Origin of the sequence: Flaviaestuariibacter flavus, assembly GCF_004337505.1 — a bacterium.
Lineage (GTDB): Bacteria > Bacteroidota > Bacteroidia > Chitinophagales > Chitinophagaceae > Flavisolibacter > Flavisolibacter flavus.
Window position 1 is genome coordinate 245,041 of sequence record NZ_SJZI01000052.1, and the last position, 24,426, is coordinate 269,466.

General features: G+C 49.6%; 20 protein-coding genes. 16 read left to right on the plus strand and 4 right to left on the minus strand.

Annotated elements, in window-relative coordinates; translation table 11 throughout:
- The first annotated feature begins 88 nt into the window (after positions 1 to 88).
- From EPD60_RS16650 to EPD60_RS16670, 5 genes are all read left to right on the plus strand, one after another.
- Positions 89 to 958, plus strand: a complete 870-nt coding sequence (locus EPD60_RS16650; RefSeq protein ID WP_131450648.1) for an OmpA/MotB family protein — start codon at positions 89 to 91, stop codon at positions 956 to 958.
- A 208-nt stretch (positions 959 to 1,166) separates the two neighbouring features.
- Positions 1,167 to 2,411, plus strand: a complete 1,245-nt coding sequence (locus EPD60_RS16655) for a TolC family protein (protein WP_131450649.1) — start codon at positions 1,167 to 1,169, stop codon at positions 2,409 to 2,411.
- A gap of 7 nt (positions 2,412 to 2,418) precedes the next feature.
- Positions 2,419 to 3,504 (plus strand): efflux RND transporter periplasmic adaptor subunit, encoded by a 1,086-nt coding sequence (locus tag EPD60_RS16660; protein ID WP_131450650.1) that lies wholly within the window; start codon positions 2,419 to 2,421, stop codon positions 3,502 to 3,504.
- A 4-nt stretch (positions 3,505 to 3,508) separates the two neighbouring features.
- Entirely contained in the window at positions 3,509 to 6,655 is a 3,147-nt protein-coding gene (locus EPD60_RS16665) for an efflux RND transporter permease subunit (protein WP_131450651.1), read from the plus strand.
- A gap of 564 nt (positions 6,656 to 7,219) precedes the next feature.
- Entirely contained in the window at positions 7,220 to 8,629 is a 1,410-nt protein-coding gene (locus EPD60_RS16670) for a hypothetical protein (RefSeq protein ID WP_131450652.1), read from the plus strand.
- Between the two features lie 26 nt (positions 8,630 to 8,655).
- Here EPD60_RS16670 and EPD60_RS16675 read toward each other — a convergent pair whose 3' ends face one another.
- Positions 8,656 to 9,516, minus strand: a complete 861-nt coding sequence (locus EPD60_RS16675) for an IS3 family transposase (protein ID WP_243647754.1) — start codon at positions 9,514 to 9,516, stop codon at positions 8,656 to 8,658.
- 17 nt (positions 9,517 to 9,533) lie between these two features.
- Positions 9,534 to 9,824 carry a transposase gene (locus EPD60_RS16680; RefSeq protein ID WP_131447122.1) on the minus strand — a complete coding sequence of 97 codons (291 nt, stop codon included), beginning with the start codon at positions 9,822 to 9,824 and terminating at the stop codon, positions 9,534 to 9,536.
- 1,179 nt (positions 9,825 to 11,003) lie between these two features.
- On the opposite strand from EPD60_RS16680, the gene EPD60_RS16685 reads away from it, so the two are divergent.
- The 3 genes from EPD60_RS16685 to EPD60_RS16695 all read left to right on the plus strand — a co-directional run bounded on the left by EPD60_RS16685 (position 11,004) and on the right by EPD60_RS16695 (position 12,781).
- Positions 11,004 to 11,909 (plus strand): STAS domain-containing protein, encoded by a 906-nt coding sequence (locus tag EPD60_RS16685; RefSeq protein WP_131450653.1) that lies wholly within the window; start codon positions 11,004 to 11,006, stop codon positions 11,907 to 11,909.
- Entirely contained in the window at positions 11,890 to 12,234 is a 345-nt protein-coding gene (locus EPD60_RS16690; RefSeq protein WP_131450654.1) for an STAS-like domain-containing protein, read from the plus strand. Before EPD60_RS16685 ends, EPD60_RS16690 begins: the two co-directional genes overlap by 20 nt.
- A 106-nt stretch (positions 12,235 to 12,340) precedes the next feature.
- Complete coding sequence (locus tag EPD60_RS16695) at positions 12,341 to 12,781, plus strand: hypothetical protein (protein WP_131450655.1); 441 nt, start codon at positions 12,341 to 12,343, stop codon at positions 12,779 to 12,781.
- A gap of 702 nt (positions 12,782 to 13,483) precedes the next feature.
- Here the strand turns inward: EPD60_RS16695 and EPD60_RS17075 are convergent.
- On the minus strand, positions 13,484 to 13,645 hold the full coding sequence (locus EPD60_RS17075) for a hypothetical protein (protein WP_165871596.1): 162 nt from the start codon (positions 13,643 to 13,645) through the stop codon (positions 13,484 to 13,486).
- Positions 13,646 to 13,695: 50 nt separating this feature from the next.
- Complete coding sequence (locus EPD60_RS16700; protein WP_131450656.1) at positions 13,696 to 14,268, minus strand: DUF6934 family protein; 573 nt, start codon at positions 14,266 to 14,268, stop codon at positions 13,696 to 13,698.
- Between the two features lie 180 nt (positions 14,269 to 14,448).
- On the opposite strand from EPD60_RS16700, the gene EPD60_RS16705 reads away from it, so the two are divergent.
- From EPD60_RS16705 to EPD60_RS16740, 8 genes are all read left to right on the plus strand, one after another.
- Positions 14,449 to 14,913: a glycine-rich domain-containing protein gene (locus tag EPD60_RS16705; RefSeq protein ID WP_165871597.1), complete on the plus strand. Its 465-nt coding sequence runs from the start codon at positions 14,449 to 14,451 to the stop codon at positions 14,911 to 14,913.
- 13 nt (positions 14,914 to 14,926) lie between these two features.
- Positions 14,927 to 15,880: an SDH family Clp fold serine proteinase gene (locus EPD60_RS16710; RefSeq protein ID WP_165871598.1), complete on the plus strand. Its 954-nt coding sequence runs from the start codon at positions 14,927 to 14,929 to the stop codon at positions 15,878 to 15,880.
- Between the two features lie 168 nt (positions 15,881 to 16,048).
- Positions 16,049 to 17,323: an OmpA family protein gene (locus EPD60_RS16715; RefSeq protein ID WP_131450659.1), complete on the plus strand. Its 1,275-nt coding sequence runs from the start codon at positions 16,049 to 16,051 to the stop codon at positions 17,321 to 17,323.
- 91 nt (positions 17,324 to 17,414) lie between these two features.
- Positions 17,415 to 19,544 carry a coiled-coil domain-containing protein gene (locus tag EPD60_RS16720; RefSeq protein ID WP_131450660.1) on the plus strand — a complete coding sequence of 710 codons (2,130 nt, stop codon included), beginning with the start codon at positions 17,415 to 17,417 and terminating at the stop codon, positions 19,542 to 19,544.
- Between the two features lie 18 nt (positions 19,545 to 19,562).
- On the plus strand, positions 19,563 to 20,660 hold the full coding sequence (locus tag EPD60_RS16725; RefSeq protein ID WP_131450661.1) for a hypothetical protein: 1,098 nt from the start codon (positions 19,563 to 19,565) through the stop codon (positions 20,658 to 20,660).
- Between the two features lie 30 nt (positions 20,661 to 20,690).
- Positions 20,691 to 23,165 (plus strand): PA14 domain-containing protein, encoded by a 2,475-nt coding sequence (locus EPD60_RS16730; RefSeq protein ID WP_131450662.1) that lies wholly within the window; start codon positions 20,691 to 20,693, stop codon positions 23,163 to 23,165.
- A gap of 61 nt (positions 23,166 to 23,226) precedes the next feature.
- Positions 23,227 to 23,517 carry a transposase gene (locus tag EPD60_RS16735; RefSeq protein ID WP_131447122.1) on the plus strand — a complete coding sequence of 97 codons (291 nt, stop codon included), beginning with the start codon at positions 23,227 to 23,229 and terminating at the stop codon, positions 23,515 to 23,517.
- Positions 23,518 to 23,534: 17 nt separating this feature from the next.
- Positions 23,535 to 24,395: an IS3 family transposase gene (locus EPD60_RS16740; RefSeq protein ID WP_243647754.1), complete on the plus strand. Its 861-nt coding sequence runs from the start codon at positions 23,535 to 23,537 to the stop codon at positions 24,393 to 24,395.
- The last annotated feature ends 31 nt before the right edge of the window (positions 24,396 to 24,426 follow it).

Here is a 24,426-nt window from a genome sequence, read left to right on the forward strand (position 1 = left end):
TTTGGGCTTTTTAAGCCGTCCTTAAGCCCCCTTTAAGGTTTTTTTAATCGGGCTGGTAAAATTTTGCCGTCACCAAACAATAGTGACCATGATTTTCCATTCCCTCAAAACCCCGGTAGTAGTACTGGGTACGCTTTTACTGGCAAGTTCTTGTGCCTCGTCCAAAAAGCTAAAGCAGAAAGACGCAGAATACAACCGCCTCAACGGGTTCTATGAGCAGGTGCAGGCAGACTTGCGCAAGTGCCGCGACGAGGCGGACGAGATTGCCCGGCGCCGCAACGCGCTGGAGCAGGAAAATCGGCAGCTCCGCGACAAGGCCGAAGGCCTGAAGGAAAGCAGCAACGTGATGGTGAGCCAGCTTCGGGACCTTTCGGTGATCTCCGGCGCCCAGGCTGAAAGCATCCGCAGGTCGCTGGAAAACCTCGGCGCCAAAGACGCCTATATCAATGACCTGCAGCAGGCAATGAGTCGCAAGGACTCGCTCCATGCGCTGCTCGTCAGCAACCTTAAGAGCGCCCTCTCTGACGTCAATGACCAGGACATCGAGATCAAGGTGGATAAAGGAGTTGTTTTTGTTTCCATTTCTGACAAATTGCTTTTCAACAGCGGCAGCTACACGGTCACCGCCCGGGCCATGAGTGTGTTGCAAAAAGTGGCGCAGGTGCTGAACAGCCGTCCCGACATCGAGTTCCTTGTAGAGGGGCATACCGATAACGTAACGATCCGCAACACCTGCATTGCCGACAACTGGGACCTGAGCACCAAGCGCGCCACCTCCGTGGTGCGGCTGCTGCAAACTCGTTTCGGCATTGCCCCGCGGCGCATGACCGCCGGCGGTCGCGGCGAGTACCTGCCTGCTGCCAGCAACGCGTCGGCAGCCGGAAAAGCGGCCAACCGGAGAACCCGGATCGTCATCCTGCCGCAGCTGGACCAGTTCTTCCAGCTCCTGGAAAAATAATTGGGCGGGGCATCCCATCCAACCGATGTGTGTGTGTGCATCTGCGTGCAACGCAGGTTGCTTTTTGGATTTTAGTTGACCGGGCCGGGGCTTTTGCCTTGGCCTTTTCTTTTGCTGTCGTGCACTTTAAGCCGATTTTAAGCGCCGTTTAAGGGGGGCTTAATCGTGCCGTCGAAGCTTTGCAGCCTTAAGGGACACGTACTTTTCCATGACACGATTTTTCTTCCTTCTATTGCTCCTTTCGGGGCTCCGCACCGCGGCACAGGGTCCGCTATCACTCGCTGAGTGCGAGGCACTGTTTCAAAAAAACAACCTGCGCCTGCTTGCCGCTCATTTCAACGTCGAGGCGGCCCGAGCACAGATCATCCAGGCAAAGCTTTTTGAGAATCCCTACGTGACGGCGGACCTCAACCTGTTCAACCCCGAACGCCACCGGTGGCTCGACGTGGGCGCCACGGGGCAAAAGGCTGTGGCCATCCAGCAACTCGTCTACCTCGGCGGAAAAAGAAAGAAGGGGATGGACCTCGCCACAAAGAATGCCGAGGCTGCGGCCCGCGAGCTGGAAGATCTGCTGCGCCACCTGCGCTTCGAGCTGCGTCAGGCTTATTTCCGGCTCTACTACAACGAGCAGGCGCTGGTGGTCGCCGACCGGCAGCTCGCCCAGCTGGACAGCCTGGTGGGTTATTACGAGATACAGGTAGCAAAAGGGACGCTGCCCTTACGCGACCTCGTGCGTCTGCAAACGCTGCAGGTGGGCGTTCGGGCCACCCGCCACGCAATGCGGTCTGAGAACGCGGAACTGCGGGAGCGCCTCGCCCTGCTGACCACGACGGATACGATAAGTGCCGTGCGGCCGGCCCCGGAGGAAGCGGACCGTTATGAGCGCCGGCTGCACGCCACGCTTCCTGAGCTGGAGGCGATGGCCCTGATTAACCGCGCCGACCTGTCGTGGGCCCTGGTGCAGCAGGAGGCTGCGCAAGTGAACCTGCGCTTGCAGCAGGCGTTGTCGGTGCCCGACCTGACGCTCGGCCTTGCCTATGACCAGCGCAGCGGGCCTTTCAATAATCAGGTAAACCTAACGATTGGGGCGCCCCTGCGCCTTTGGAACCGCAACCAGGGAAACATCCGCGCGGCTCAGGCTCAGAGCGGGCGCGCGGCAGCGGTGCGGGCCGATTACGAGCAGACCGTGCGCCGCGAGGTAGCTACGGCCTATGCGCAATATGAAGCGGCCCGCGCCCATTTCGATTCCTTTACCCCGGAGCGGGCTGTCCGGCTCGACGAGGTGTACACCGGCATGCTGCGCAACTTCCAGCGGCGCAACGTGGCCTTGGTGGAATTCACAGACTTCATGGAAAGCTATAACGAGGCGCTCATACACTACAACAACGCACGCAAAACGCTGATGGAAAGCTGCGAACAGATCAATTTAACTACCGGCACGCTGCAATTCTGACGAACATATGAAAACAATATACTGCTTTACGGCACTGGCCCTGCTGCTTGCCGGGTGCGCTGAAAAACAGGCGCCCGCCGCCGGTGGCCTGGCCCAGACCTTTGTGCTGAGCGACACCATGCTCAAAACCACGACCACCGCCACGGCAACGCTGAGGCCACTGCGCAATGAGTTGAAGTTCTTTGGCAAGATCACCGCCGACAACAACAAGTTCGTAGAGGTATTCCCGGTAGTTGGAGGGAGTGTGACAAGGGTGTTTGCCGAGTTGGGCGACTATGTGAAAAAAGGCCAGGTGCTGGCCATCATCCGGAGCACCGAAGTGGCCGCCTTTGAAAAAGAGCTCCAGGACGCCCGGAAAGACGAGCAGCTGGCCCGCAACAACCTGCGCGTGGCCCAGGAACTGTTCGACGGAAAGATCAACACGGAACGCGAAGTACTGGAAGCACGCACCGCACTCGATAAGGCCCGCTCGCAGCTTGCGCGGGTGCAGGAAACCTATCGCATCTACCACCTTCGTTCCGGGTCTACTTACGAAGTGCGGGCGCCGATCAGCGGCTTCATCATTCAAAAGCGCATCAACGAAGACATGCTCCTGCGCAGCGACCGCACCGACAACATCTTCGACATCGCCGAGATCAACGAGGTGTGGGCCCTTGCCAACGTGAACGAAAGCGACATCAACCAGGTGCGTATCGGCCACGACGCCGAAGTGAACACCCTCAGCTACCCCGACCGCGTATTTACCGGCAAGGTCGATAAGATCTTCAACGTGATCGACCCGGAAACAATGGCCATGAAGGTGCGCATCCGCCTGCCCAACCCCGGCTTCCTGCTGAAGCCCGACATGCGTACCTCGATCCGCGTCTCCTACGAGGAGCCGGGCCAAATGATCGCTGTGCCGGCGGAAGCGATCATCTTCGACAAAAACCGCAGCTTCGTGATGGTCTACCGTGACCGGCACAATATCGAAACCCGCCCCGTTGAAGTAGCGCGGCAGGTAGCCGGCACCGCGTTCCTCGCCGCGGGCCTCGCGGAAGGTGAAAAAGTGATCACGCACAACCAACTCCTCATCTACGACGCACTAAACGACTGAGTCCATGAACCGCTTTATTCGCAAGATCATTTCGTTCTCTCTCAAGAACCGGGGCTTCACCTTTTTCTGGGCGGGCCTCCTCGCGGTTGCCGGGTTCGTGGCGTTCCGCTCCATGCCCATTGAGGCCTTCCCGGACGTTACCAATACACAAATCATCATCGTAACGGAGTGGAACGGCCGCAGCGCCGAAGAGATCGAGCGTTTCGTGACGACGCCGATCGAGATCGCGATGAACCCCGTGCAAAAGAAGGCGAGCGTGCGCAGCAGCACCATGTTCGGGCTGTCGGTGGTCAAAATCATCTTTGACGACGGGGTGGAAGACTTCTTTGCGCGCCAACAGGTTACCAACGGGCTGCGCAGCGTTTCCCTGCCCGACGGCGTCGCCCCCGACGTGCAACCGCCCTACGGGCCAACCGGGGAGATCTTCCGCTATGTGCTACACGGTAAGGGCCGCGATACGAGGGACCTTCTCACCTTTCAAAACTGGGTCGTGGATCGGCACCTGCGCTCCGTGCCAGGCGTGGCCGACCTCGTGGCCTTCGGCGGACAGGAAAAGATTTACGAGATCAACGTAGACCCGAACAAGTTGTCAAAATACAACGTCACGCCACTGGACGTGTACGAGGCCGTGAGCCGGAGCAACCTCAACGTAGGTGGTGACGTTATCGAAAAAAACGGCCAGGCCTACGTGGTGCGCGGCCTTGGCCTGCTGCGCTCGGAAGCCGACATCGGGAATATCATCGTCACTGACGCCGGCGGCAACCCCATCCTTGTGAAGCACCTGGCCGATGTGCGCCAGGGCAGCGCTCCTCGCGTAGGGCAGGCCGGCCTCAACGACAATGACGACATCGTGGAAGGCATCGTGGTGATGCGCAAAGGAGAGAATCCCCAGGAAGTGCTGGCCAGAGTAAAAGAAAAGATTCACGAACTCAATACCCGCATCCTGCCCTCCGACGTAAAGCTGGAAACATTTTACGACCGTGACGTGCTGATGAACTATACCACCCGCACTGTGATGCACAACCTCCTGGAAGGCATCCTGCTTGTGACGGTGGTGGTGTTCCTGTTTATGGCCGACTGGCGCGCTACTGTTATCGTCTCAGTCATCATACCCCTGTCGCTGCTTTTTGCCTTCCTGTGCCTGAAGCTGAAAGGTATGAGTGCCAACCTGCTGTCCCTGGGCGCGGTCGACTTCGGGATAATCATCGATGGCGCCGTGGTGATGGTGGAGGGCCTGTTCGTCGCCCTGGACCACCAGGCGCACCGCAACGGCATGCAGCGGTTCAACCTGCTGGCCAAATCGGGGCTGATCCGGAAGACGGGGACACAGATGGGCAAGGCGATATTCTTTTCCAAACTGATCATCATCACGGCCCTGCTACCCATTTTTGCTTTCCAGAAGGTGGAGGGTAAGATGTTCTCGCCGTTGGCCTGGACGCTTGGCTTTGCCCTCCTCGGGGCACTGCTTTTCACGCTCACGCTCGTGCCGGTGCTGTCGCACCTGCTGCTCCATAAAAACGTCCGCGAAAAGCACAACCCGTTTGTGCGCTTCTGGAACCGGGTGGTGGAGCGCGGATTCCGCGTTGCATACCGCCGTAAGCAACTAACGCTGGTGCTGTCTTTCGGGCTGCTGGCGCTCACGCTATTTTCCACCCGCTTCCTGGGAACGGAATTCCTGCCGCAGCTCAACGAAGGCGCCCTTTGGGTGGAAGCGAAGCTGCCGATGAGCAGCAGCCTTCAGGAAACCGTAAAAACGGTAGCGACGCTTCGCCAGGAGCTGCGCTCCTTTCCCGAGGTCAACGGTGTGCTTTCCCAGACAGGTCGTAGCAACGACGGCACCGACCCCAGCGGCTTTTATTACGTGCAGATGCAGGTCAACCTGAAGCCGAAAGAGGAATGGACACGCAAGATCAGTATGGACGACCTCGTGGAGGAAATGGATAGGAAGCTCCGGAACTTCCAGGGCATCGTATACAATTACTCGCAGCCCATTATCGACAATGTGGCGGAATCCGTCGCGGGTATCAATGCCTCCAACGCGGTGAAGATCTACGGTGACGACTTGGACAAGCTGGACGCACTAGCCAACGAAGTGCTCCGCCAGATCGAGGGCGTGAGGGGTATCCGCGACGCGGGTATTCTGCGCAACGTGGGCCAGCCTGAGATGACTGTGACCTTGGACAAAGAGAAAATGGCGGCCCTCGGCGTAACAGTAGCCGATGCGCAGGCGGTGCTGGAAATGGCCTTCGGTGGCAAAACGGCTACCACCAAATACGAAGGGGAGCGCCGGTTCGAGGTGCGGGTGCGGTATGAAAAAGAATACCGGAAAGACGAACAGGACATTGCGGCCCTGATGGTGCCGACTCTGCACGGCGCAAAGATCCCACTCAAAGAAATTTGTACGGTGCACACGCAAACGGGGCCGGCCTTTATTTACCGCGACAACAACCGGCGCTTTATCGGGGTGAAATTTTCGGTGCGTGAGCGCGACCTGGGAAGCACCATTGCCGAGGCCCAAGCCCGTGTGGCGGAAAAAGTGGTGCTGCCGCAAGGCTATGCGATCGGCTGGACCGGCGAGTTCGAGAACCAGGTGCGGGCCAGCGGACGGCTGGGGGAGATGGTGCCCATCAGCCTGCTGGCGATCTTCCTCTTCCTGTTCGTGATGTTCGGAAATGTGAAAGACGCGCTGCTCGTGCTAGCCAACGTTCCCTTCGCACTCATCGGCGGAATCCTGGCCCTGCACCTGACCGGCATCAACTTTGGTATTTCCGCGGGTGTCGGGTTCATTGCACTCTTCGGGATCTGTATTCAAAACGGCGTCATCCTGATCTCCGAGTTTCACAGCAATCTGAAAAAGAAACTGGGCCTCGACGCGGCGATCCTGGAAGCGATCCGGGTGCGCACCCGCCCGGTGGTAATGACCGCCCTGATGGCCTCGATCGGGCTCCTGCCGGCTGCGCTCTCTACGGGCATCGGCTCCGAGTCTCAAAAGCCGCTGGCCATCGTCATTATCGGCGGCCTGATCAGCGCTACGGTGCTGACCCTGTTGGCCTTCCCGATCATTTTCTGGGTCTTTAACCGTAAAGCGAAAGGGGGGCGGCCTGCCGCCACAACGGGTGCACCGGCTCGGGAAGAAGAAGTGGTTCTTTAGCGTAATACCGTAAGATAATAATTGGTGGGTCGCTCTCTGACGGGACAGCCTGCCTTTTACAGGCTGCTAAAGTCGGCCGGGCGCTTCCCGGGCCCTGCAATCCCATTGCGCTGAAACTGCGCGAATTAATGAGAATCCGTGTCAGATCTCGGACGTACTACGGATCAAGTTTTTTAATGTTCGAACAGATAGTTCTGTCCCGCTAATAGTTCATCGTAGCCCTATTCTAAATAAGAAAGGCTTCTGATAATCAAGACATTAAAAATGTCGTCAATCCTCAAAATCCTATCTACGAAAAGTGCCCGGGACTGGATTCTTTAGTCGTTGACAATCAATATCTTGAAAGTCTGTTGTGTCAAATTTGTGCGGGGACTCGTTTAGTTGTGCCGGAAAGTGTGCCGGTTTTCGTCTATTTCCGACCATTTTTGCCTGTCTTGAAAAATATAGGCTGGTATTGAAAATTATGTTAGACACATATTTTGTCTCAAACTGAAAATGACAAATTGGTTTGTAAAGAATTGATATAACCTAATGTTTTTTGGGTAAGTTTAATTCAATACAGTAATGACAGCAGTGCAGTTACTTGGGTTCAGAGAATTTTTCCCGGCAGATGCGCCTGGAACAAAGCAAGCATATGCAAACCAAATCGGCAAGGACGAAATACAAAAACTCTGTTGCCTAATGTTGACCTATTGTAAAATAGGAAATACGCCCCCAAATCACGTCTTAATTGCGCAATGGTTTCAGTACATGGGCAAGAGCTATACTGATAGTGTTGCGTATCATACCATAATTGACGCCTATAGATCATTGATAAGAAGATCAAGACACGAAAACTTCTTCCTGCTTTCTGAAGAAGCGTTATTAAACATGTATGTCTGGGCGACGGAAAATCAGGAGATACCAGAGTCGTTGAATCATCAAGACGGTTCTTTTATGGTTCGCCTTTTCATGTTGCTTTTATTATTCAACGACGATGTTTTAGCGAACTACGAAAAGGCATTGCATTCGGCTCAGAAGTACCAAGATAGAGTTCTTATGAGGCTCTTCCTTGCTCAGAGATTTCCTCAAAACGACATTGTTGAGATAGACTACGGCAAGCTCGTATATACACAGTTGTATAAACTTATGGAGCTTCTGAACTTTTTGGAAGGGACACCAGCTTATCAAGCACTTTTCTCGCATATGTTAGCCGATTTCCAATGCAGTGATAAGCAGGAGTTCTTTAAGGCTTTAGGTGGTGCAGTTATTATTCCTCTTAATCCAAGGAAAACTGGGATAAACTACCTTGTTCTAGACGAACAAAAAGACCCTGAAAAATCCAGTCGGTTTCTGAATAAGTTAGTTTTCGACCCAGGGGACGTTACGCTCGGGCCAAACGATTACAAGACACTCCGCGATCGTCCGCTTCAAAGGGATGGAAATGAGTACAGAGTTGTCTTTGACTACTTTCTTGTTAAAAAGCTTTACAATGGAATCATTTTCAAATTGTCCGACTACGTCAATCGCAACAGCACACTTATGCGAGGGCCCTTTTTCGGAGCGATCCGTAATGACTTTTCAGAGGGAGTTCTTCTTTACAACACAATGGGAGAAATATTAGAACAACAACCTGGCGTTAAGTTTACTGGTAACGAATTTAAAGATAGTGGCTTACAGCGTGAGCCAGACTATTATTATCATTATGATAACCGCGTTTTGTTGATGGAGTCAAAGGATTTTTTCATGCCTGCTGCAGATAAGTTGTCCTATGATTTTGATCAAATTGTGGCTGGTCTCCAGGCAGATGGTAGGCTAGGTAAAGCTGTACTACAATCAGCCACAAACGCCTTACGTGTTTTGAAAGAAGAGCTTATTCTCGATGGGGGATACGCACACCAAGCGCTACTGGTATACCCGATTATTGTTGTGCATGATTCACTATACAACACTCCTACACTAAACTATTGGGTAAATGAATGGTTTCAGGTATAATACTCCCCTTTATTGAGACCAAAAGGTCAGGATGCTAAGTTAATAAGTGGGTTTGTTTCCAGGTTGTGTTCAAGTGATACGAGGGTTGTTTTTTGCTGGTAACGATCGTTAGGTTTCTGCTTTGTGGTGCTGTGGATTTTCTGGTTGTAGTAGTTGATGTAGCCCTCGATGCCTTCAGCTAATTCGCCGCCGTCTTCAGCCGGGTTCAGATACACATGGTTGTACTTGAGTGACTTCCAGAACCGCTCGATCCAGATGTTGTCCGTTGCCCGTCCTTTTCCATCCATGGATATATTGATTCCGTTCTTTTCCAGGTACTGGGTCCAGCCGGCGCAAGTGTACTGCACGCCCTGATCCGAGTTGATGATCTCCGGAGTGCCATGTTCTGCGATCGCTTCCTGCAGCACCTCCAGGCACCAGCGCGCAGCCAGTGAGTTGGAGATGCCCCATCCGACGATCCTGCGGCTATACACATCAATGATGGCCGTGAGGTACATGAAGCCTCGCCGCATCGGGATGTAGGTGATGTCGGTGGACCATACCTGGTTGGGCCGGCTGATATCCAGCCCGCGCAGCAAATACGGTTTTATGAACACCTTCAGTCCCATTTTAGTGAGGTTTCGTCTGCGGTAGATGGTTTGATGGCCCAAGAGCCGGAACAGCCGCCGGACGCGCTTGGGACCAACCGGATAGCCACGGTCGCGCAAAAGGTGCACGACCGAGAGCACACCCTCAGTGGGATGATCGAGCAGGTGACGGTCCATGAGCTGCATCATTTTTAGATTCTCCGGCTTTTCAGGGCGGGGCTTGTAATAGATCCGGCTGCGGTGTACAGCCAGCAAGTCGCACTGCCGGCGTACCGACAGCTTTTTGGAGCGTGGTTGCACCAGCGAAGCGCGTGTGGTCAGATTCCCAGTTTCCTGCAACTTTTTTTTAGAAATTCATTTTCCACCCTGAGCTGTCCGATCTGGGCGTACAGCTCGCGGGTGTCGACGGATTCACCTTCTGATTCAGAAGGCTTCTCAAAAACAGCACTCATGTTTTCCAGGAATTCCGACTTCCAGCGCGAGATCATCACGGCGGAGACTTCGAACTTTGTAGACAGTTCAGCGAGCGTTTGCTGTCCCTTTATAGCCTCAAGGGCCACTTTGGCTTTGAACGCGGAGGAGAATTTGCGGCGGGTTTGCTTCTTCATTTCAGGTAGTTAAAAGTACATCGCTTTTTAACCAACCCTCTGGTCTTAATTTACGGGAGTATTATAGTATTCCAAATACGGTGACTAAATTCTTCATTCCTTACTGCTCTGCCAATAAGTTAACGTCTATGGCAACAGCACCTACTTGGTAGTTTTTGCGCAATTGACCCGTTGAAATTTCGAACTAATTGATTAGCGGCCAATTCGCAAGCCTCGTGATGGCTAAAGCTAGGCCTACCATGGTTTTTGTTCTGATGATGGGCGAGCGTAGCCGATGAGTTTTGCACTCTTTGTACGATTTTGTATCAATGGTGGTTTTATGCGTTCGAACCCTATAATGCATCATGAATAAGTCTGTAAAGTCCGCTACTGGAGCATGTTCTAGCAAAAAAAAAGGCAACCCTTCCGGATTGCCTTTTCTAACTGTGCGCAGATCTGGCCAGAGTTCGAACTTTTTACCAGTTTCACTAATGAATGTAATTGATTTTCAATAGTAGTTAATTGGGGCTGAGAATCTTGCACCACGTTTCAAAGGGTTATTTCTCCATTTTCGCCGGAAATAATGGCATTTAAATCGGTCACTTTTTTTTCTGGGTTTTCGAATTTTCCCGCATAATCCTTCAGGGCACAGCTTAGTGCCATTCTAGGTATACTAGGGCGGTGGCACTTTCACAAGCAAAATGGATGTAAAGACTATCGAACTTGCTTCCTTATGCTGTTCTAGTGCTCAGCAGGATGGGGCAATTTGTGATCAGACAAAACAAAATAACCAGCGTCATCATGTCGATCTCGCATCCATTTGACAATGGGCCATGAACGGTATTCCCTTTTTCGACCTAGAACTCGCTTGGCACCAACCAAAGGCATCTGCGTCGAAAATTCTTTTACCTGTCCACATTTGTGCATAAACTGTTTAATAATAAGGCTATTACTCTGGGGAAATCCCTGCAGAAAGAGTAAATTTGTCATCCACGCTTTCAATCTGCTTTCCAAATCATTTAATTGCCTAAACCAAACGATCTGCTCTGAATGAGTCGTGAATCGAAAAAAGAAATATGGGTGTATCGGAGGCGCCGAGCATGGTCTCTTTGGAAAAAAGCTCGAAATCGGAGAATAAATAAGCTTTCGAAAGGTGACCGCGCGATCCAAAACTTTCTTCACCACCCCAAGAACAAGCCAATGACCATTCGGCTTGCAGCGCCGAAAGAATTCTCAACGGCAGTGGATATTGCTGGCGTTCTTGAGTATATCACCAAATTCAAATCGGTAGAGATTTCGAATAAGGCAATCGTCTATCTAAATTTCCGCCGCGTGAGAGTGCTCGACGCTGGGGCTATGGCAATGGTTCTTTCGGTCGCACACGATTTGGAGAGTCAAGGGGTGAAAGTAATCGGAAGCAAGCCAGTATTTCCCCCGGCGCGAAAAATTTTCAACGATTCAGGCATCCTTGAGCATTTCATTGACGGACGCGGACGGCACCGGGCGTGTACAAATCATCTAATTCAAGGTCGTGGGAAAACCTTACAAATGGACGCTGCTATAGAAACAGTACGCGCTATGGAGACTGTCTTCGGGAAAAGGGCCTACAACCGACCAATCCAAACGGCTCTGATCGAAATGATGGCCAATTCCGTTAATCATGCCTTTCCAGCAGGGGATGACCAAATCAGCACCTATCTGGAGCTATTCCTGGAAGAAAAACCTTGGTATTTATCTGTTTTCCATGATCCAGAGGGAAAAAAGGTATTCTTCAGCTTTGTTGACAATGGTGTTGGCATCATTAACACGATCCGCCGGCGGTTCGGACAGCTTGTAGCTGATCAGGTTGACGATACTCGGATACTCCACAAGGCCTTTTCTGGGGAGTATCGTTCCCGTACCCAACAAGCCGAACGCGGCAAGGGTTTGGTGTCGATCCGGGAGGTTTCGACCAAGCGTAGTGTGCGCCAACTTAAAGTGGTGACAAACAATCACTTGTACGATTTTGAAACTGGGTCTGGTACGAAATTGGCAAATAGTTTTGAAGGAACTGTGTATTTTTGGACCTTAGATGACACGTGTAACCATGGCAATTCTGAAAATTAGCACCGACTTTTCCCCCTTTCCCGGCGCTCGCTACTTAAGCGACGGCGAGGAATCCGGGCAGAAGTTTTATGAAGAGCGGCTCAAGCAGGCGTTCCAGGATGCTATTGCCAACGGCGAAAAGCTGACTGTTGATTTGGATGACACAGCTGGGTACGCGTCCTCTTTCCTCGATGAGTCATTTGGCCGTTTAGCTGAAGACTTTACGGTGGCCACAGTGCTCAAAAACATCGAAATCATTTCGAATGACGAGCCCGATTGGAAGGAAAAGATTCTGACGGATTACATTCCAAACGCCCCTAAGCGAAAGAAGCGTGTTGCGGCTTGATCGTTGGGTAGCAGTTTTCGTTACCCTTCTACTTGTTGGTATTGGATGGATTTGTGGCGTCGTAGCAACGCGCTGGTCCTATTTTGAGATCAATAAAGAGATCTCAATGAGTGACCTGTTCATTTTCCTCGGGTCCTCGATCGTCGGGTTAGTGATCGCATATGTAATCGCCAAAAACCTTTCTTCTCTTCAGTCAATCAAGGCGCTTTATCAGGATGAAATAAAAAACTTCATCGCCAACATGCGTAAGTTGGACGATTGGGTGGAATCTGGCAATATTCCCTTTCTAGAATTACGGAAACATCTTCGGGCAGGCAACATTCGCTTACGCTCTATCGAGAAACTATATCGGACTGTCAAAAAGATTGACTGCTCAACTCTTCCATCTATTATAGCCAAGTACAATGCTTTTAAGGCAGACATAACGAACGTGAATCCAGTAAACAATGGGCAGAGCCTTCAGCTCAATCCTTTTCAAATCAATAAATACACTGATGCAGTCGAGGAAATCAAACGTGAATTGCTGAATGCCGTGATCAATTCTTAAAAAGTACTTATGCAGCCTAACGCATCTAGGGCGTATGGTCTGCCGAACGTGCAATCAACATTATTCGACTTAATGGTATCATCGTCTCCATTATGTTCTTCCAATGAATAAAGCAAATCGCATAGGTCCGCTTTGATTTCCGGAATCTTTGTTATCTCTTTCAGGACAGAAAGGAGGTTCTGTATCGAATGGACTAATTTAGCGATACCAATATCTAACGAAATGGCCGGAATATCACTCTTTTTAGCATTTCCCCTTCTATTCCAACCCCTTTTTTGTTGAACCAATGTTTCAATGTCTCTGAATCAAAAATCTCAAAGCAGACCTTGATAATGGTTTCATCCCATCGTGCAACGCCGGATATTGGGGTTTGAGAATGCGGTGCTAAATACGGCCGGGCATCTGGTTTATGTGGATTGGAACCTCAGTCATTTAAATCAACCGGTGGCCAATCAGCGACCATGTTTATGCTGTGGATCCTGCTATCTAATGGCGGCTATCCTCACAAACGGAGTTTCGATTCAATTGCCGCTTTAAATGGCAGAAAGACCTGCTGGGCAATCCGCCGAATAGGGAGGGGAGCAATTGGGAATTCCTACTTATTGCTAGTATCCTCTTTGAGTCGATTGTTACAAATTGAAGTAGTCGGGAAAGTAAAAAGCCTGCTTTTTCAAACAGGCTTCTCTAAAAAGATAATCGCAATTACGCGGACTTGAGCAATTTCATAAACCGGTCCGCTTGTTCTTTGGTCTTGATAATTTGAGACAAAGAAGAGCGATTACGGCGGGTTGAATGTGTAACCTTACCATTTCCCTGCGCTTGCTTCTGCAGCGCCTCTAATTTCTGTTGAAGTTTCTTTTCCACAGGATAAAGCTATTACTATTTCTAATAATTTTTATTAATAAAATTCACAATTATCGCGCCTGATCTTGGTTCCGTAGGCCAAAGATGAAGTAGTTAAACATGGGGTTGGGACGAGGATCATCTTTCAGAATGCGAACCGGGGCGGGCATAATGTCCTGAAAATCAAAGGGATTTTCATACTGCGTTTTCCCAAACCTTGTAATTCGGACGTAATATTTAATGCCAAAGAATTCAAATAGCGGGTCGAGGTAATCGTAATTGCGCTTCAATAAAAAGTGGTACAAGGCGGCTCGCTCGTTATTTGAGCCATCTACACCGATAAAGTGATCAGGGTTATCGCGCAGATATCCCAACGCTTCAAACATAATGGTAGAAAACACAGCCGAATAGTCTTTGTGGGTCAGCTGAATCCTGTCATCAATGCCTCCCTTGGCATCTATTGGCCCAAATGCCAGGTTGAAAACATTTGGAAGAAGCTCCATTTCCTCATTATGGATTTCAACTTTAAGAGGGACAATAGTGCCGTCTACCAACTCGGTAGGGAAAACCCCAATTCGAAAATCCTTAGAAATTTCGGTAAAGTTGAATTCTCTATCAAAGTCAATCCGAACGTTTCGTGCCATGTAGTGGTTTATGCTAATATAGTAAATGTCGAGAGTGGGAAAAATCGAAAGACTTTCTAAGCTCTTCAACACATTTTTATTATCTTGGTATCTAGCGGTTCATACAGCGCATAAAATGTTTTAACGGTGTTGCTCTTCGCTGAATTTGACAATGTTAAATCAAATCCAAAAATGATAAATATGGAAATAGTAGCATCTCAATCAGAGGTTTTGTTTATGACTGATATTGATCAATTGGACTTTTCCATGATCAAGATGAAATTGAAAGACAAGGAAGAAGGTCAAGGATGGACAAGAAAACAGTGCAATGAAGCTGAAGTTGAATATAAACGCTTCTTGGCTCTCAAACGTACATATCCCACTTTGGAGGTAGTGCCCAATAAGGCGATTGATATGTTCTGGCACCAACACATTCTGGACACTGCAAAATATGCAGATGACTGCGAACAGGTTTTTGGTTATTTCCTTCACCACTACCCCTATTTTGGTATGAATGGTGAACAGGATGCTGAAAATTTAAATAATGCATTTGAGGAAACGAAAGTGCTGTACAAAAAACATTTCGGGATTGATTATGTTGGCCAAGCCCCGAAGTGCAAAGCGCCTAAATGTCGAACGGCGTGTAAGCCAATGAAGTGTCGTTAATTAAACAATGCAAATGAGTCAAACTTCTTCTTTGCCAAGTGAAAATGCCCCAGAAAAAGGGGCTTTCGCTTATAACTTGGCAAAACATGATCATATTGAAGCATTATGTGAGGAGATTGATCAGGAGGGTATGCAAAGGGAGATAGAAAAGCATCTACTCCAATTAATGCAGCGCCTCGTCCCGAATTATAATGTTTTATTTCTGGTTGATGAGTTTACGTTGATCTCATCATGGGAATCCAATACGATTTATCAAGCATTAAATGAACTTCGAGAGGAGAAGAACCTTTTATTAGTGCTGCATAGTATCGGCGGCTCAATAGAGCCAGCATATCTTATTAGCCAGACCTGCAAAAAGAAAACGAAACACAAGTTTTCTGTTACAGTACCCCGGAAAGCTAAATCAGCAGCGACGCTTCTTTCTTTAGGTGCTGATGAAATCCACATGGGTATGCTAAGTGAACTTGGTCCAATTGACCCGCAAATAAAACTTATTGGAGACACACAAAGTTGGCCTGCATTGGGAATAGGCCATTCTTTGGAATACATTGCTAAATTAGTGTGTCAACATCCGGGATCGGCGTCCATGTTTGCTCAATATCTAGCTACCAAGTTAGAGCCGAATCAACTTGGCTACTTTGAGCGAGTCAGCGAATCGGCTGTTCAATATGCCGAACGTTTGTTAGGGGCGAAAGAAGTGGCTTCCGAAGAAACTGTACACTCCGTTGCGGAAAAACTGGTCTACCATTATAAAGACCATGATTTTGTCATCGATATTGATGAGGCGACCAAGTTGCTCGGAAGTTCTATTGTCAAAGAAAATACACCCGAGTATCAATTTGGAAGCGAGATCTACGATTTATTCGATCGAATGACGCTACAAATATTGAAGAAGCACGATCGACATTTTACATTTGTTGGCACCGCTTCAAACGGCTTAAAAATCGTCGGAACGTCTTCAGTATAATGATAATGTATGCGTAATCAGCAACAATAGCAGCGTGACTGCGATGTGTCAAGCCGAAAAAAGCACCATCGTACATTCGTTTCATCTCGATTAATGTAATTTTAATGTACTAATTGGTTTTTATTCGACGGTATTCGGTTCCTTATCAATTACGTGAAACTTAAAGGTTTGAAGCGGTCATTGCCCCTGTTGCATTTTTTGTTTTTTACTATAGTTTGTCCAATTCTTTTTTTTGATAGCTGCCTCTTCGCTCAAAAGCACGAAAATATCCTTTCGGCTGGAATAAGCTTACCCAAGAACTTTGGCAATAGTTATGGCATCAACGCTGCGCCTGGGCTGTCGATTTGGTTTGTCAAAGGCTATACTCAACATATAGATGCCGGTGCAAAAGCGGATTTTCAATTTTACTCAATTGGATCAAACAATAGTGAAAATCTAAAAAAACTAGGATCGGCAGCTTCGATTTTTACGCGGTTCCGCGTTTTTCAATCAGAAAAGAAGATCCAGCCGTATTTCTCTCCGGCCATCGGGATCCAATCTTTTGAGTCTTTAGTAAAACCACAATTTTCTTTTGCTGTTGGTAATCAGGTAAGGGCGGGATCGTTTTATCTGGATGTCCAGGGTGGAGTATCGTTAAAAAACAAGCTTTTGCCTACGTTAGGTTTCATTAGGCTGTCTTTGGGCGGGGTAGTTGGCGCTGGCAAAAAACGAACGAAAAGTGCACAATCATTAAAATTACTAGACACTGATCGTGATGGCGTGCCCGATGGTGACGACTTGTGTCCCTTAGTACCAGGTGCAATTAGTTTCAAAGGCTGCCCGGATACAGACCAAGATGGTGTTCCAGACGATAAAGATCGTTGTCCATTGCAGCCTGGTTCTGTCGATCGGTTTGGCTGTCCAGTGCCGGACACTGACGGCGATGGTTTCAATGATGATGAGGATCGGTGTCCGACGGTTTCCGGTTCCAAGGAGTTTTCCGGGTGTCCGGTACCGGACTCCGACGGTGATGGGTTGAACGACCTACAAGATTCCTGTATCTTAAATGCTGGTCCTGCCGGAAATAATGGTTGCCCAATTGATAGACAAAGAATTAATGCCCAGTTGACTGGGTATGCGAGCAAAATTCAATTTGAAAGCGGCAGTGCTATTTTGGATTCAACTTCCCTGCCTACACTTAACGCTCTCGCAGACTACTTAAGTCAAAATTCCTTCATTTCTATAGTTGTGGAAGGGCATACGGATAACATTGGCTCGAGCGCGGAAAATCTATTGTTAAGCGAGGCACGTGCAAGCGCCGTCGTGGACTATCTCGTGGCTAAAGGGGTATTTCTACAAAGACTCAGTTCAAAAGGATTCGGGGATACTTTGCCGATAGGAGCCAATACAACTCCGGAAGGAAGAGCTAGGAACCGAAGGGTGGATGTTAAGCTGAGCAATTAAAAGTTTTTATTAGCTTTGTATTGACTGTTACCGACTGTATTTGTTAGCCAAAACCACATGCGTTTTGTAAAACGCATTGATAGCCAACCTAATGCGACCAACTGCTGCTTTGATTTTCATAGCGATTGTGCTTATTGCGCGAGATGCCAACGCGCAGGAGGGCGATAGTGCAGTAAAGAGCAGTTTTTTTCCGAATAACTTTTCATTAAGCCAGCCTTCCGGAATAAACGTCATTTCGAAAAAGCGTGTTTTTCGATTTAACGGTGGAGTAGCTGAGTACAATTTTTTACTCCGCTCAACCGTCGACAGTCTGTTCCCTGCGAAAGACCTGAGCCAGCACCAGTTTTCCGTCCGCGCCGGCGTTGTGGTAAAGGATCAACTTCCCCTGCAGGTCGGAGCTTTCGTGCGCCGAAGCAATTCGGAGTTTTTGCAGGATATCACAGACATCCAGATATCGCTCGATGTAACTGAGTTAAAAAGAACGGTGCTGGTTCGATTGCAGGCCAGGCGGGAGGACAAGCTTCGGAAAATGTATGATACAGCTTCGATCGCATCCTATCGTTCGCTGCAGCAAAGCATTGAAAAGAAGAAGACATGGCTTAACGAGCCCGCCAACAAGTTGCAACTTCTTCAATATCGGGAACTTATCAATGTACCGGCCCTGAGCTCCGATCGTAAGTTGAGCGATAGCGCAAACCATGTTCGCTACGATTCGATCCGGAAAGAAGCCGAATCGTTCATCGAAAAGTATGAAAACGTCAAAAAGGAGTTGAAATCGCTTTCGGACGCTTCTGATTCCTTGAAAAATGAACAAGACCTTTTGCTTTCTGCGGCAAGAGACTACGAGAAGTTGCTGCGACTAGCCGACGGAGGCGATCGTACAGCACTTCGAAAATTGCGGCGGACACCTGAAGGTGAAGCGTTATTAGCTGATCGAAAACAGGTGCCGATGGGGTGGATCCGGAATGTCCGCGCCTTTCAGCTTGGAAGAAGCAATGTGTATACTTCCGACCTGACGGCAAAAAATATCACAATCAACGGGATCAATTTTGAATATAATTCCTGGTTCATTTTCGGTGTGACTGCCGGTGTTTTGGAGAATCGTTTCCGGGATTTTTTGATGTCGAACACACCTCGGACGCCGCAACATATGTATCAGGTTCGGTTCGGCATTGGATCCATTGAGGGGAACCACGTTTTGCTGTCCGCCTTCGGAGGAGAAAAGCGCATCTACGGGTTAAACTCGACCGGCGGGACACCAATCAGGACGAAGGGATTGTCGCTTGGCGGCCGCTGGCAGATCGCGCCCACAGTCGCCCTGTATGCGGAGGGCGCTCAGACTTTCGCTCCCGACTACCGGAGTTTTGATACGATTGGCAAATCCGGAAACAAGATTTCGGAATCCGGAGATCGTGCGTATGCCGTTCGCTTGAGCGGGGGAGTTGAGCGCCACCTTCTGAATTTTGAAAGCTACTACCGCTATCAGGGCGCGAACTACCAGGCTTTTAACCGCTTTCAAACGAATTCGGAGCAAACCGAATGGTCGGTTCGGGTAAAAAAAGGCTTTTTTCGCAACCACCTAAGGTTTGACGCCGGGCTTTCTACCAATGACTATGCTAACCCCTATGTTATGCATCGTTACGAGGCCCGTAATGTCATGAAAACGTTCACTGCTGGGTTTAGAAAACGTGGCTGGCCCTCGATTTCTTTAGGCATGCAACCTGTCTCGCAGGTGACTGCATTGGGCGATCAGCTTTTTGAAAACCGGTTTGAAGCTATCACAGGGTCTGCTACCCACACATACAAGCTCGGCGTAGCCACCGCGACATCTACCTTGCTGTTATCCTGCTTTCAAAACCATCTCTCCGACAGCGCTTTTGCATTATCGAATGCGGACAATTACTTTTTCACCAACTCTATTTTTTTCAAATCCTTCGATCTGACGGTTTCTTTTTCCCGGTCTATTGCATGGCCGACACGTTATATGGTTTTCGAAAATTTGATTCGAATACCTTTTAAAGCGGCCGGCAGCCTTTCTTTCGGTTTCAAGATCAATGAGTTGAATGGTGCGGATTTGAAGGTCGGGCAAAATTTCGAACTGGTATTCCCGGTTGGGAAACAGATGGTAACGGCCAGAGTTGAGCGCGGCTTCTGGCCGGGTACCACCAGTAAACTGACAAGGAATAATTCGGGTTCGATTGGGATTCGAAGAACATTTTAATAACATGAATTCGGGCTTATGCGACGTTTTTTATTGCTTTTAGGACTATCCGGTCTCTCGCTGCTTGCGAAAAGCCAGGTTTTCCTCCAGCCGCAATTACCGGCTTCTGGTCTGGTTATGAAGAATCAGCTTTGGAACTTCATTATATCGAATGCCGGCACTCAGGAGCGCGAGGCACAGGTAGAAGTATTAGTTAGTGACGCCCGCGACAACCGGCGCCTGTTTTCCGGTACTTCTTCACGGATCGTCATCAGAAGGGGCGCTCTAAATTTCCGGAGTGGTGACTTGCTTCCGATTACCTACGCAGTCTTTGATCCGAATGCTGGTATCACCACGGATCAAAGTGGATATCTGCCGGCCGGAGCTTACACGGTATGCTATTCCGTTCTCGCCAAGGGAATCAACGGAATGGAAACCTTGAGTGAAAACTGCGAAAACGTCGCTGTTGAAGCACTTAACGGGCCGGTATTGCAACTACCCGAAGATAATGCTGGCCTGGAACAGGAGAATCCGCTGTTTTCCTGGATACCCCCTGGCCCACCAAATATCTTTCCATCATTATCGTTCGACTTCAAATTGGTTCGTGTCGAAGCCACGCAAAGCGGCGCAGATGCAATCAGTCGGAACTTCCCGGTCTTTGAGTTGAGCGATGTGAAGACGTCGCAATTGCAGTATCCGCAATCTGCACCTAAGCTTGACTCGGCGTCGGTATATGCCTGGCAAGTGATTGCAAAAAATGGCGGAAAGTCAATTGTGGCAAGCGAGGTGTGGACCTTTCATTTCTCGCTGAAAGGTACAACGCCGTCGGGAGCTGAACGCGGAGTGTACTCTCGGCGTTTGTCACGGGAAGAGCCTTTGTCGGCTGAGCCAACGGGTAGCCCATTACGCTTTGTTTATCCGAACGAGCAAAATCAACGCGTGATTCATTTGTCTTTCGTAGACGTATCGAAAAGTAGTTCCGGTTCTGTATTCAAAGACGTTTATGTGAAGCCCGGCGACAACTTCCTTTCGGTAGATATTCTGGATTTACTACAGGAGGGACATACCTATCTGCTTTCTATATCCGACGCGGATAACCGCAAATGGTTCCTCAAGTTTACTTATCGTATTAAATAAGCCACCAAGGCAAACCAAACAACTGACTTCATGATTCTGCAGTTTTTAAATGCCAAAGCGAAGGCAATCGCACTGTTTTTCTTTTTCTTGATTTATGCCGAAACCGTTTTGGCCGGTCGTGTCGGAACCCGCGCTCAATTTATTGTTCAGTCAGGCAATAATCGTCGAGGCAAGCAGCCCGTCCGCGTTCTGCCGGGCACTGGATCGGAAATGACTCCTCTGCGAATTGAGGATCTGAAACGTCCGGTAAGTGTTGTTTCAGAAGGATCGGAGCCTAGTGATCAAAAAGAGCACGTACCGGAGGTGGAAGACATTGGCGGTCCTGGACAACCAGAAATGTCCTCGTTTTCATCGGTAAACGCAAAAAATATGGTCGACCTGTTTTCCGGCGATTTTTCCTACAATATTCCCTTGTTGGACGTAGGCGGATACCCGGTTAACCTTGCGTATCGCGGGGGAGTGGGGATGGACCAGGAGGCCAGCTGGGTGGGTTTGGGATGGAATATTAACCCGGGAACAATTTCCCGCAACCTGCGCGGGGTGCCGGATGATTTCAACGGGACAGATTCTATTACGAAAACCACCAGCATTAGGCCCAATCAAACGGTTGGCGTAACTGGTGGAGCTGATTTCGAACTGGCTGCGCTCCCGATCCTGCGTTTGGGGGGCAGTTTAGGCGTATTTAAAAACACCTACAAGGGAATTGGGGTTGAACGATCATTAAATGCGACTTTAAATTCTGGCTCGAAAGCAGCGGGTAGTCTTTCTGGCGGGCTTTCCATTACTAATAATTCACAAGAAGGAATAACGATTTCACCATCTATTAGCGTAAGATTGAGTTCAGCTGATGGTAGCAGCGGATCAACCGGAATTGGAAGTTTTAACATCGGAACATCCTATAATAGCCGCACAGGATTGAAGGGGCTGCAACTAGGCATTGGCTTACAACAATATAAGGCAGCAACAAAAGATCAGGCTGCGAGTACTGAGTCCGCGGGGTCTATTTCTTCTTCTATTTCTTTTGCATCTCCAACTACAAATCCGTCGATAACAATACCGTTTACGAGCGAACAATATTCATTCACCGCCAAGGTCGGACTGGAAATGTTTGTGGCGCACCCGAACCTCTCTCTAACAGGCTATGTGTCAAAGCAGTACATCGCGGAAGCGGACAAAACCACTTCGCTCCCGGCGTTCGGCTACCTGAATGCTCAGGCTGGTGCCCGTAATCGCAGCGCATTGCTGGATTTCAACCGGGAAAAGGAAATACCTTATCGCGAGAAGCCTGCCGTTCCGCATATTGCACTGCCTTTTTATACGTACGACGCATACAGTATTTCCGGTGAAGGCACCGGCGGAATGTTTCGCGCATACCGTGGTGACATCGGATTTGTTTACGACCACCAAATGCGCACGCGCGACCAATCGGCCCGTGGCAGTATAGACGTAGGGGTAGGGAACGTAGTTCATGGTGGGTTCGATATTAACGTGACCCGCGCATTCACGCAAAACGGCCCTTGGCTTTCCCAAAACATAATGGCCAAAAGCGTGGACTTTCGGGATAATAACGGCCTTTTTCAGGCTTCCTATTTCCGAAATCCTGGCGAAAAAGCGATCAACAGCAAAGCTTTTTATGATGCCATCGGTGGCGATGACGTCGTCACGACCAGCCTGTTTCAGCCCTTTGTCAGCGACCCGAATATGGCGGCAACCAGTTTCCTTACGCGTTATCGCAATCAACGTCCGGTTGGGCAAATTGCACTGAGCCGTGAAAATGCGGTAAAGCCAGAGCGGGACAAGCGAACGCAGGTTATTTCCTATCTGAATGCGGATGAAGCTGATAAAGTAGGACTCGCACGCTATATCGAAAATTATATGGTCAACACCTTCCCTTCGGCTATTTGTGCTCCGCCGACCACCGAGGATGGAAACGCGGACGGGACTGGTTTGCTGGCGGAATATTATACCAATATGGATTTGGAGGGTACCCCTTGGGCAACCCAGGTGGACGGTTATTTGGAACATTCGCCACCTTGGGCACTCAACGGGCCCCTGCCCGGTTTTCCGAAAGTTGACCAGTTTTCTATCCGTTGGACGGGCCGGATTAAGCCGCCCGTATCCGGTAAATACCAGTTCTATGTCGCTTCTGACGATGGTGTTCGGATCTGGATAAATGATTCTTTATTAATTGATGATTGGAGTATCCACGGTTCGCAGGAGCGGAGCTGCGAGGTTAATCTGGTGGGAGGAGAATTCTACCGGATGCGCATTGAATATTTCGAATACAATGAGCAGGCGGGTATACATATAAAATGGGCGAAGCCAGGAGACGGGGGATGGTCCCCAATTCCGCCTCAATACCTCTATAAGCCAGCGGCATTAAGCTATACGGTTGGCAACTACCTTACCCGTGAAAAGCGCGTGAATAATTTCCGAAAGCCTCACCATATTTCCGAGATCGACGTTTTGAATGCGGATGGACGCCGTTATGTATATGGTCTATAATACTCCCGTAAATTAAGACCAGAGGGTTGGTTAAAAAGCGATGTACTTTTAACTACCTGAAATGAAGAAGCAAACCCGCCGCAAATTCTCCTCCGCGTTCAAAGCCAAAGTGGCCCTTGAGGCTATAAAGGGACAGCAAACGCTCGCTGAACTGTCTACAAAGTTCGAAGTCTCCGCCGTGATGATCTCGCGCTGGAAGTCGGAATTCCTGGAAAACATGAGTGCTGTTTTTGAGAAGCCTTCTGAATCAGAAGGTGAATCCGTCGACACCCGCGAGCTGTACGCCCAGATCGGACAGCTCAGGGTGGAAAATGAATTTCTAAAAAAAAGTTGCAGGAAACTGGGAATCTGACCACACGCGCTTCGCTGGTGCAACCACGCTCCAAAAAGCTGTCGGTACGCCGGCAGTGCGACTTGCTGGCTGTACACCGCAGCCGGATCTATTACAAGCCCCGCCCTGAAAAGCCGGAGAATCTAAAAATGATGCAGCTCATGGACCGTCACCTGCTCGATCATCCCACTGAGGGTGTGCTCTCGGTCGTGCACCTTTTGCGCGACCGTGGCTATCCGGTTGGTCCCAAGCGCGTCCGGCGGCTGTTCCGGCTCTTGGGCCATCAAACCATCTACCGCAGACGAAACCTCACTAAAATGGGACTGAAGGTGTTCATAAAACCGTATTTGCTGCGCGGGCTGGATATCAGCCGGCCCAACCAGGTATGGTCCACCGACATCACCTACATCCCGATGCGGCGAGGCTTCATGTACCTCACGGCCATCATTGATGTGTATAGCCGCAGGATCGTCGGATGGGGCATCTCCAACTCACTGGCTGCGCGCTGGTGCCTGGAGGTGCTGCAGGAAGCGATCGCAGAACATGGCACTCCGGAGATCATCAACTCGGATCAGGGCGTGCAGTACACTTGCGCCGGCTGGACCCAGTACCTGGAAAAGAACGGAATCAATATATCCATGGATGGAAAAGGACGGGCAACGGACAACATCTGGATCGAGCGGTTCTGGAAGTCACTCAAGTACAACCATGTGTATCTGAACCCGGCTGAAGACGGCGGCGAATTAGCTGAAGGCATCGAGGGCTACATCAACTACTACAACCAGAAAATCCACAGCACCACAAAGCAGAAACCTAACGATCGTTACCAGCAAAAAACAACCCTCGTATCACTTGAACACAACCTGGAAACAAACCCACTTATTAACTTAGCATCCTGACCTTTTGGTCTCAATAAAGGGGAGTATTATA

Excerpts from the sequence above, each read along its gene's own strand:
- EPD60_RS16725 (WP_131450661.1), top strand. The coding sequence starts at position 19,563 with ATGCGACGTTTTTTATTGCTTTTAGGACTATCCGGTCTCTCGCTGCTT.
- EPD60_RS16690 (WP_131450654.1), top strand. The coding sequence starts at position 11,890 with ATGGCAATTCTGAAAATTAGCACCGACTTTTCCCCCTTTCCCGGCGCT.
- EPD60_RS16650 (WP_131450648.1), top strand. The coding sequence starts at position 89 with ATGATTTTCCATTCCCTCAAAACCCCGGTAGTAGTACTGGGTACGCTT.
- EPD60_RS16700 (WP_131450656.1), bottom strand. The coding sequence starts at position 14,268 with ATGGCACGAAACGTTCGGATTGACTTTGATAGAGAATTCAACTTTACC.
- EPD60_RS16655 (WP_131450649.1), top strand. The coding sequence starts at position 1,167 with ATGACACGATTTTTCTTCCTTCTATTGCTCCTTTCGGGGCTCCGCACC.
- EPD60_RS16730 (WP_131450662.1), top strand. The coding sequence starts at position 20,691 with ATGATTCTGCAGTTTTTAAATGCCAAAGCGAAGGCAATCGCACTGTTT.
- EPD60_RS16670 (WP_131450652.1), top strand. The coding sequence starts at position 7,220 with ATGACAGCAGTGCAGTTACTTGGGTTCAGAGAATTTTTCCCGGCAGAT.
- EPD60_RS16735 (WP_131447122.1), top strand. The coding sequence starts at position 23,227 with ATGAAGAAGCAAACCCGCCGCAAATTCTCCTCCGCGTTCAAAGCCAAA.
- EPD60_RS16705 (WP_165871597.1), top strand. The coding sequence starts at position 14,449 with ATGGAAATAGTAGCATCTCAATCAGAGGTTTTGTTTATGACTGATATT.
- EPD60_RS16695 (WP_131450655.1), top strand. The coding sequence starts at position 12,341 with ATGAGTGACCTGTTCATTTTCCTCGGGTCCTCGATCGTCGGGTTAGTG.
- EPD60_RS16680 (WP_131447122.1), bottom strand. The coding sequence starts at position 9,824 with ATGAAGAAGCAAACCCGCCGCAAATTCTCCTCCGCGTTCAAAGCCAAA.
- EPD60_RS16685 (WP_131450653.1), top strand. The coding sequence starts at position 11,004 with ATGACCATTCGGCTTGCAGCGCCGAAAGAATTCTCAACGGCAGTGGAT.
- EPD60_RS16720 (WP_131450660.1), top strand. The coding sequence starts at position 17,415 with ATGCGACCAACTGCTGCTTTGATTTTCATAGCGATTGTGCTTATTGCG.
- EPD60_RS16710 (WP_165871598.1), top strand. The coding sequence starts at position 14,927 with ATGAGTCAAACTTCTTCTTTGCCAAGTGAAAATGCCCCAGAAAAAGGG.
- EPD60_RS16660 (WP_131450650.1), top strand. The coding sequence starts at position 2,419 with ATGAAAACAATATACTGCTTTACGGCACTGGCCCTGCTGCTTGCCGGG.
- EPD60_RS16665 (WP_131450651.1), top strand. The coding sequence starts at position 3,509 with ATGAACCGCTTTATTCGCAAGATCATTTCGTTCTCTCTCAAGAACCGG.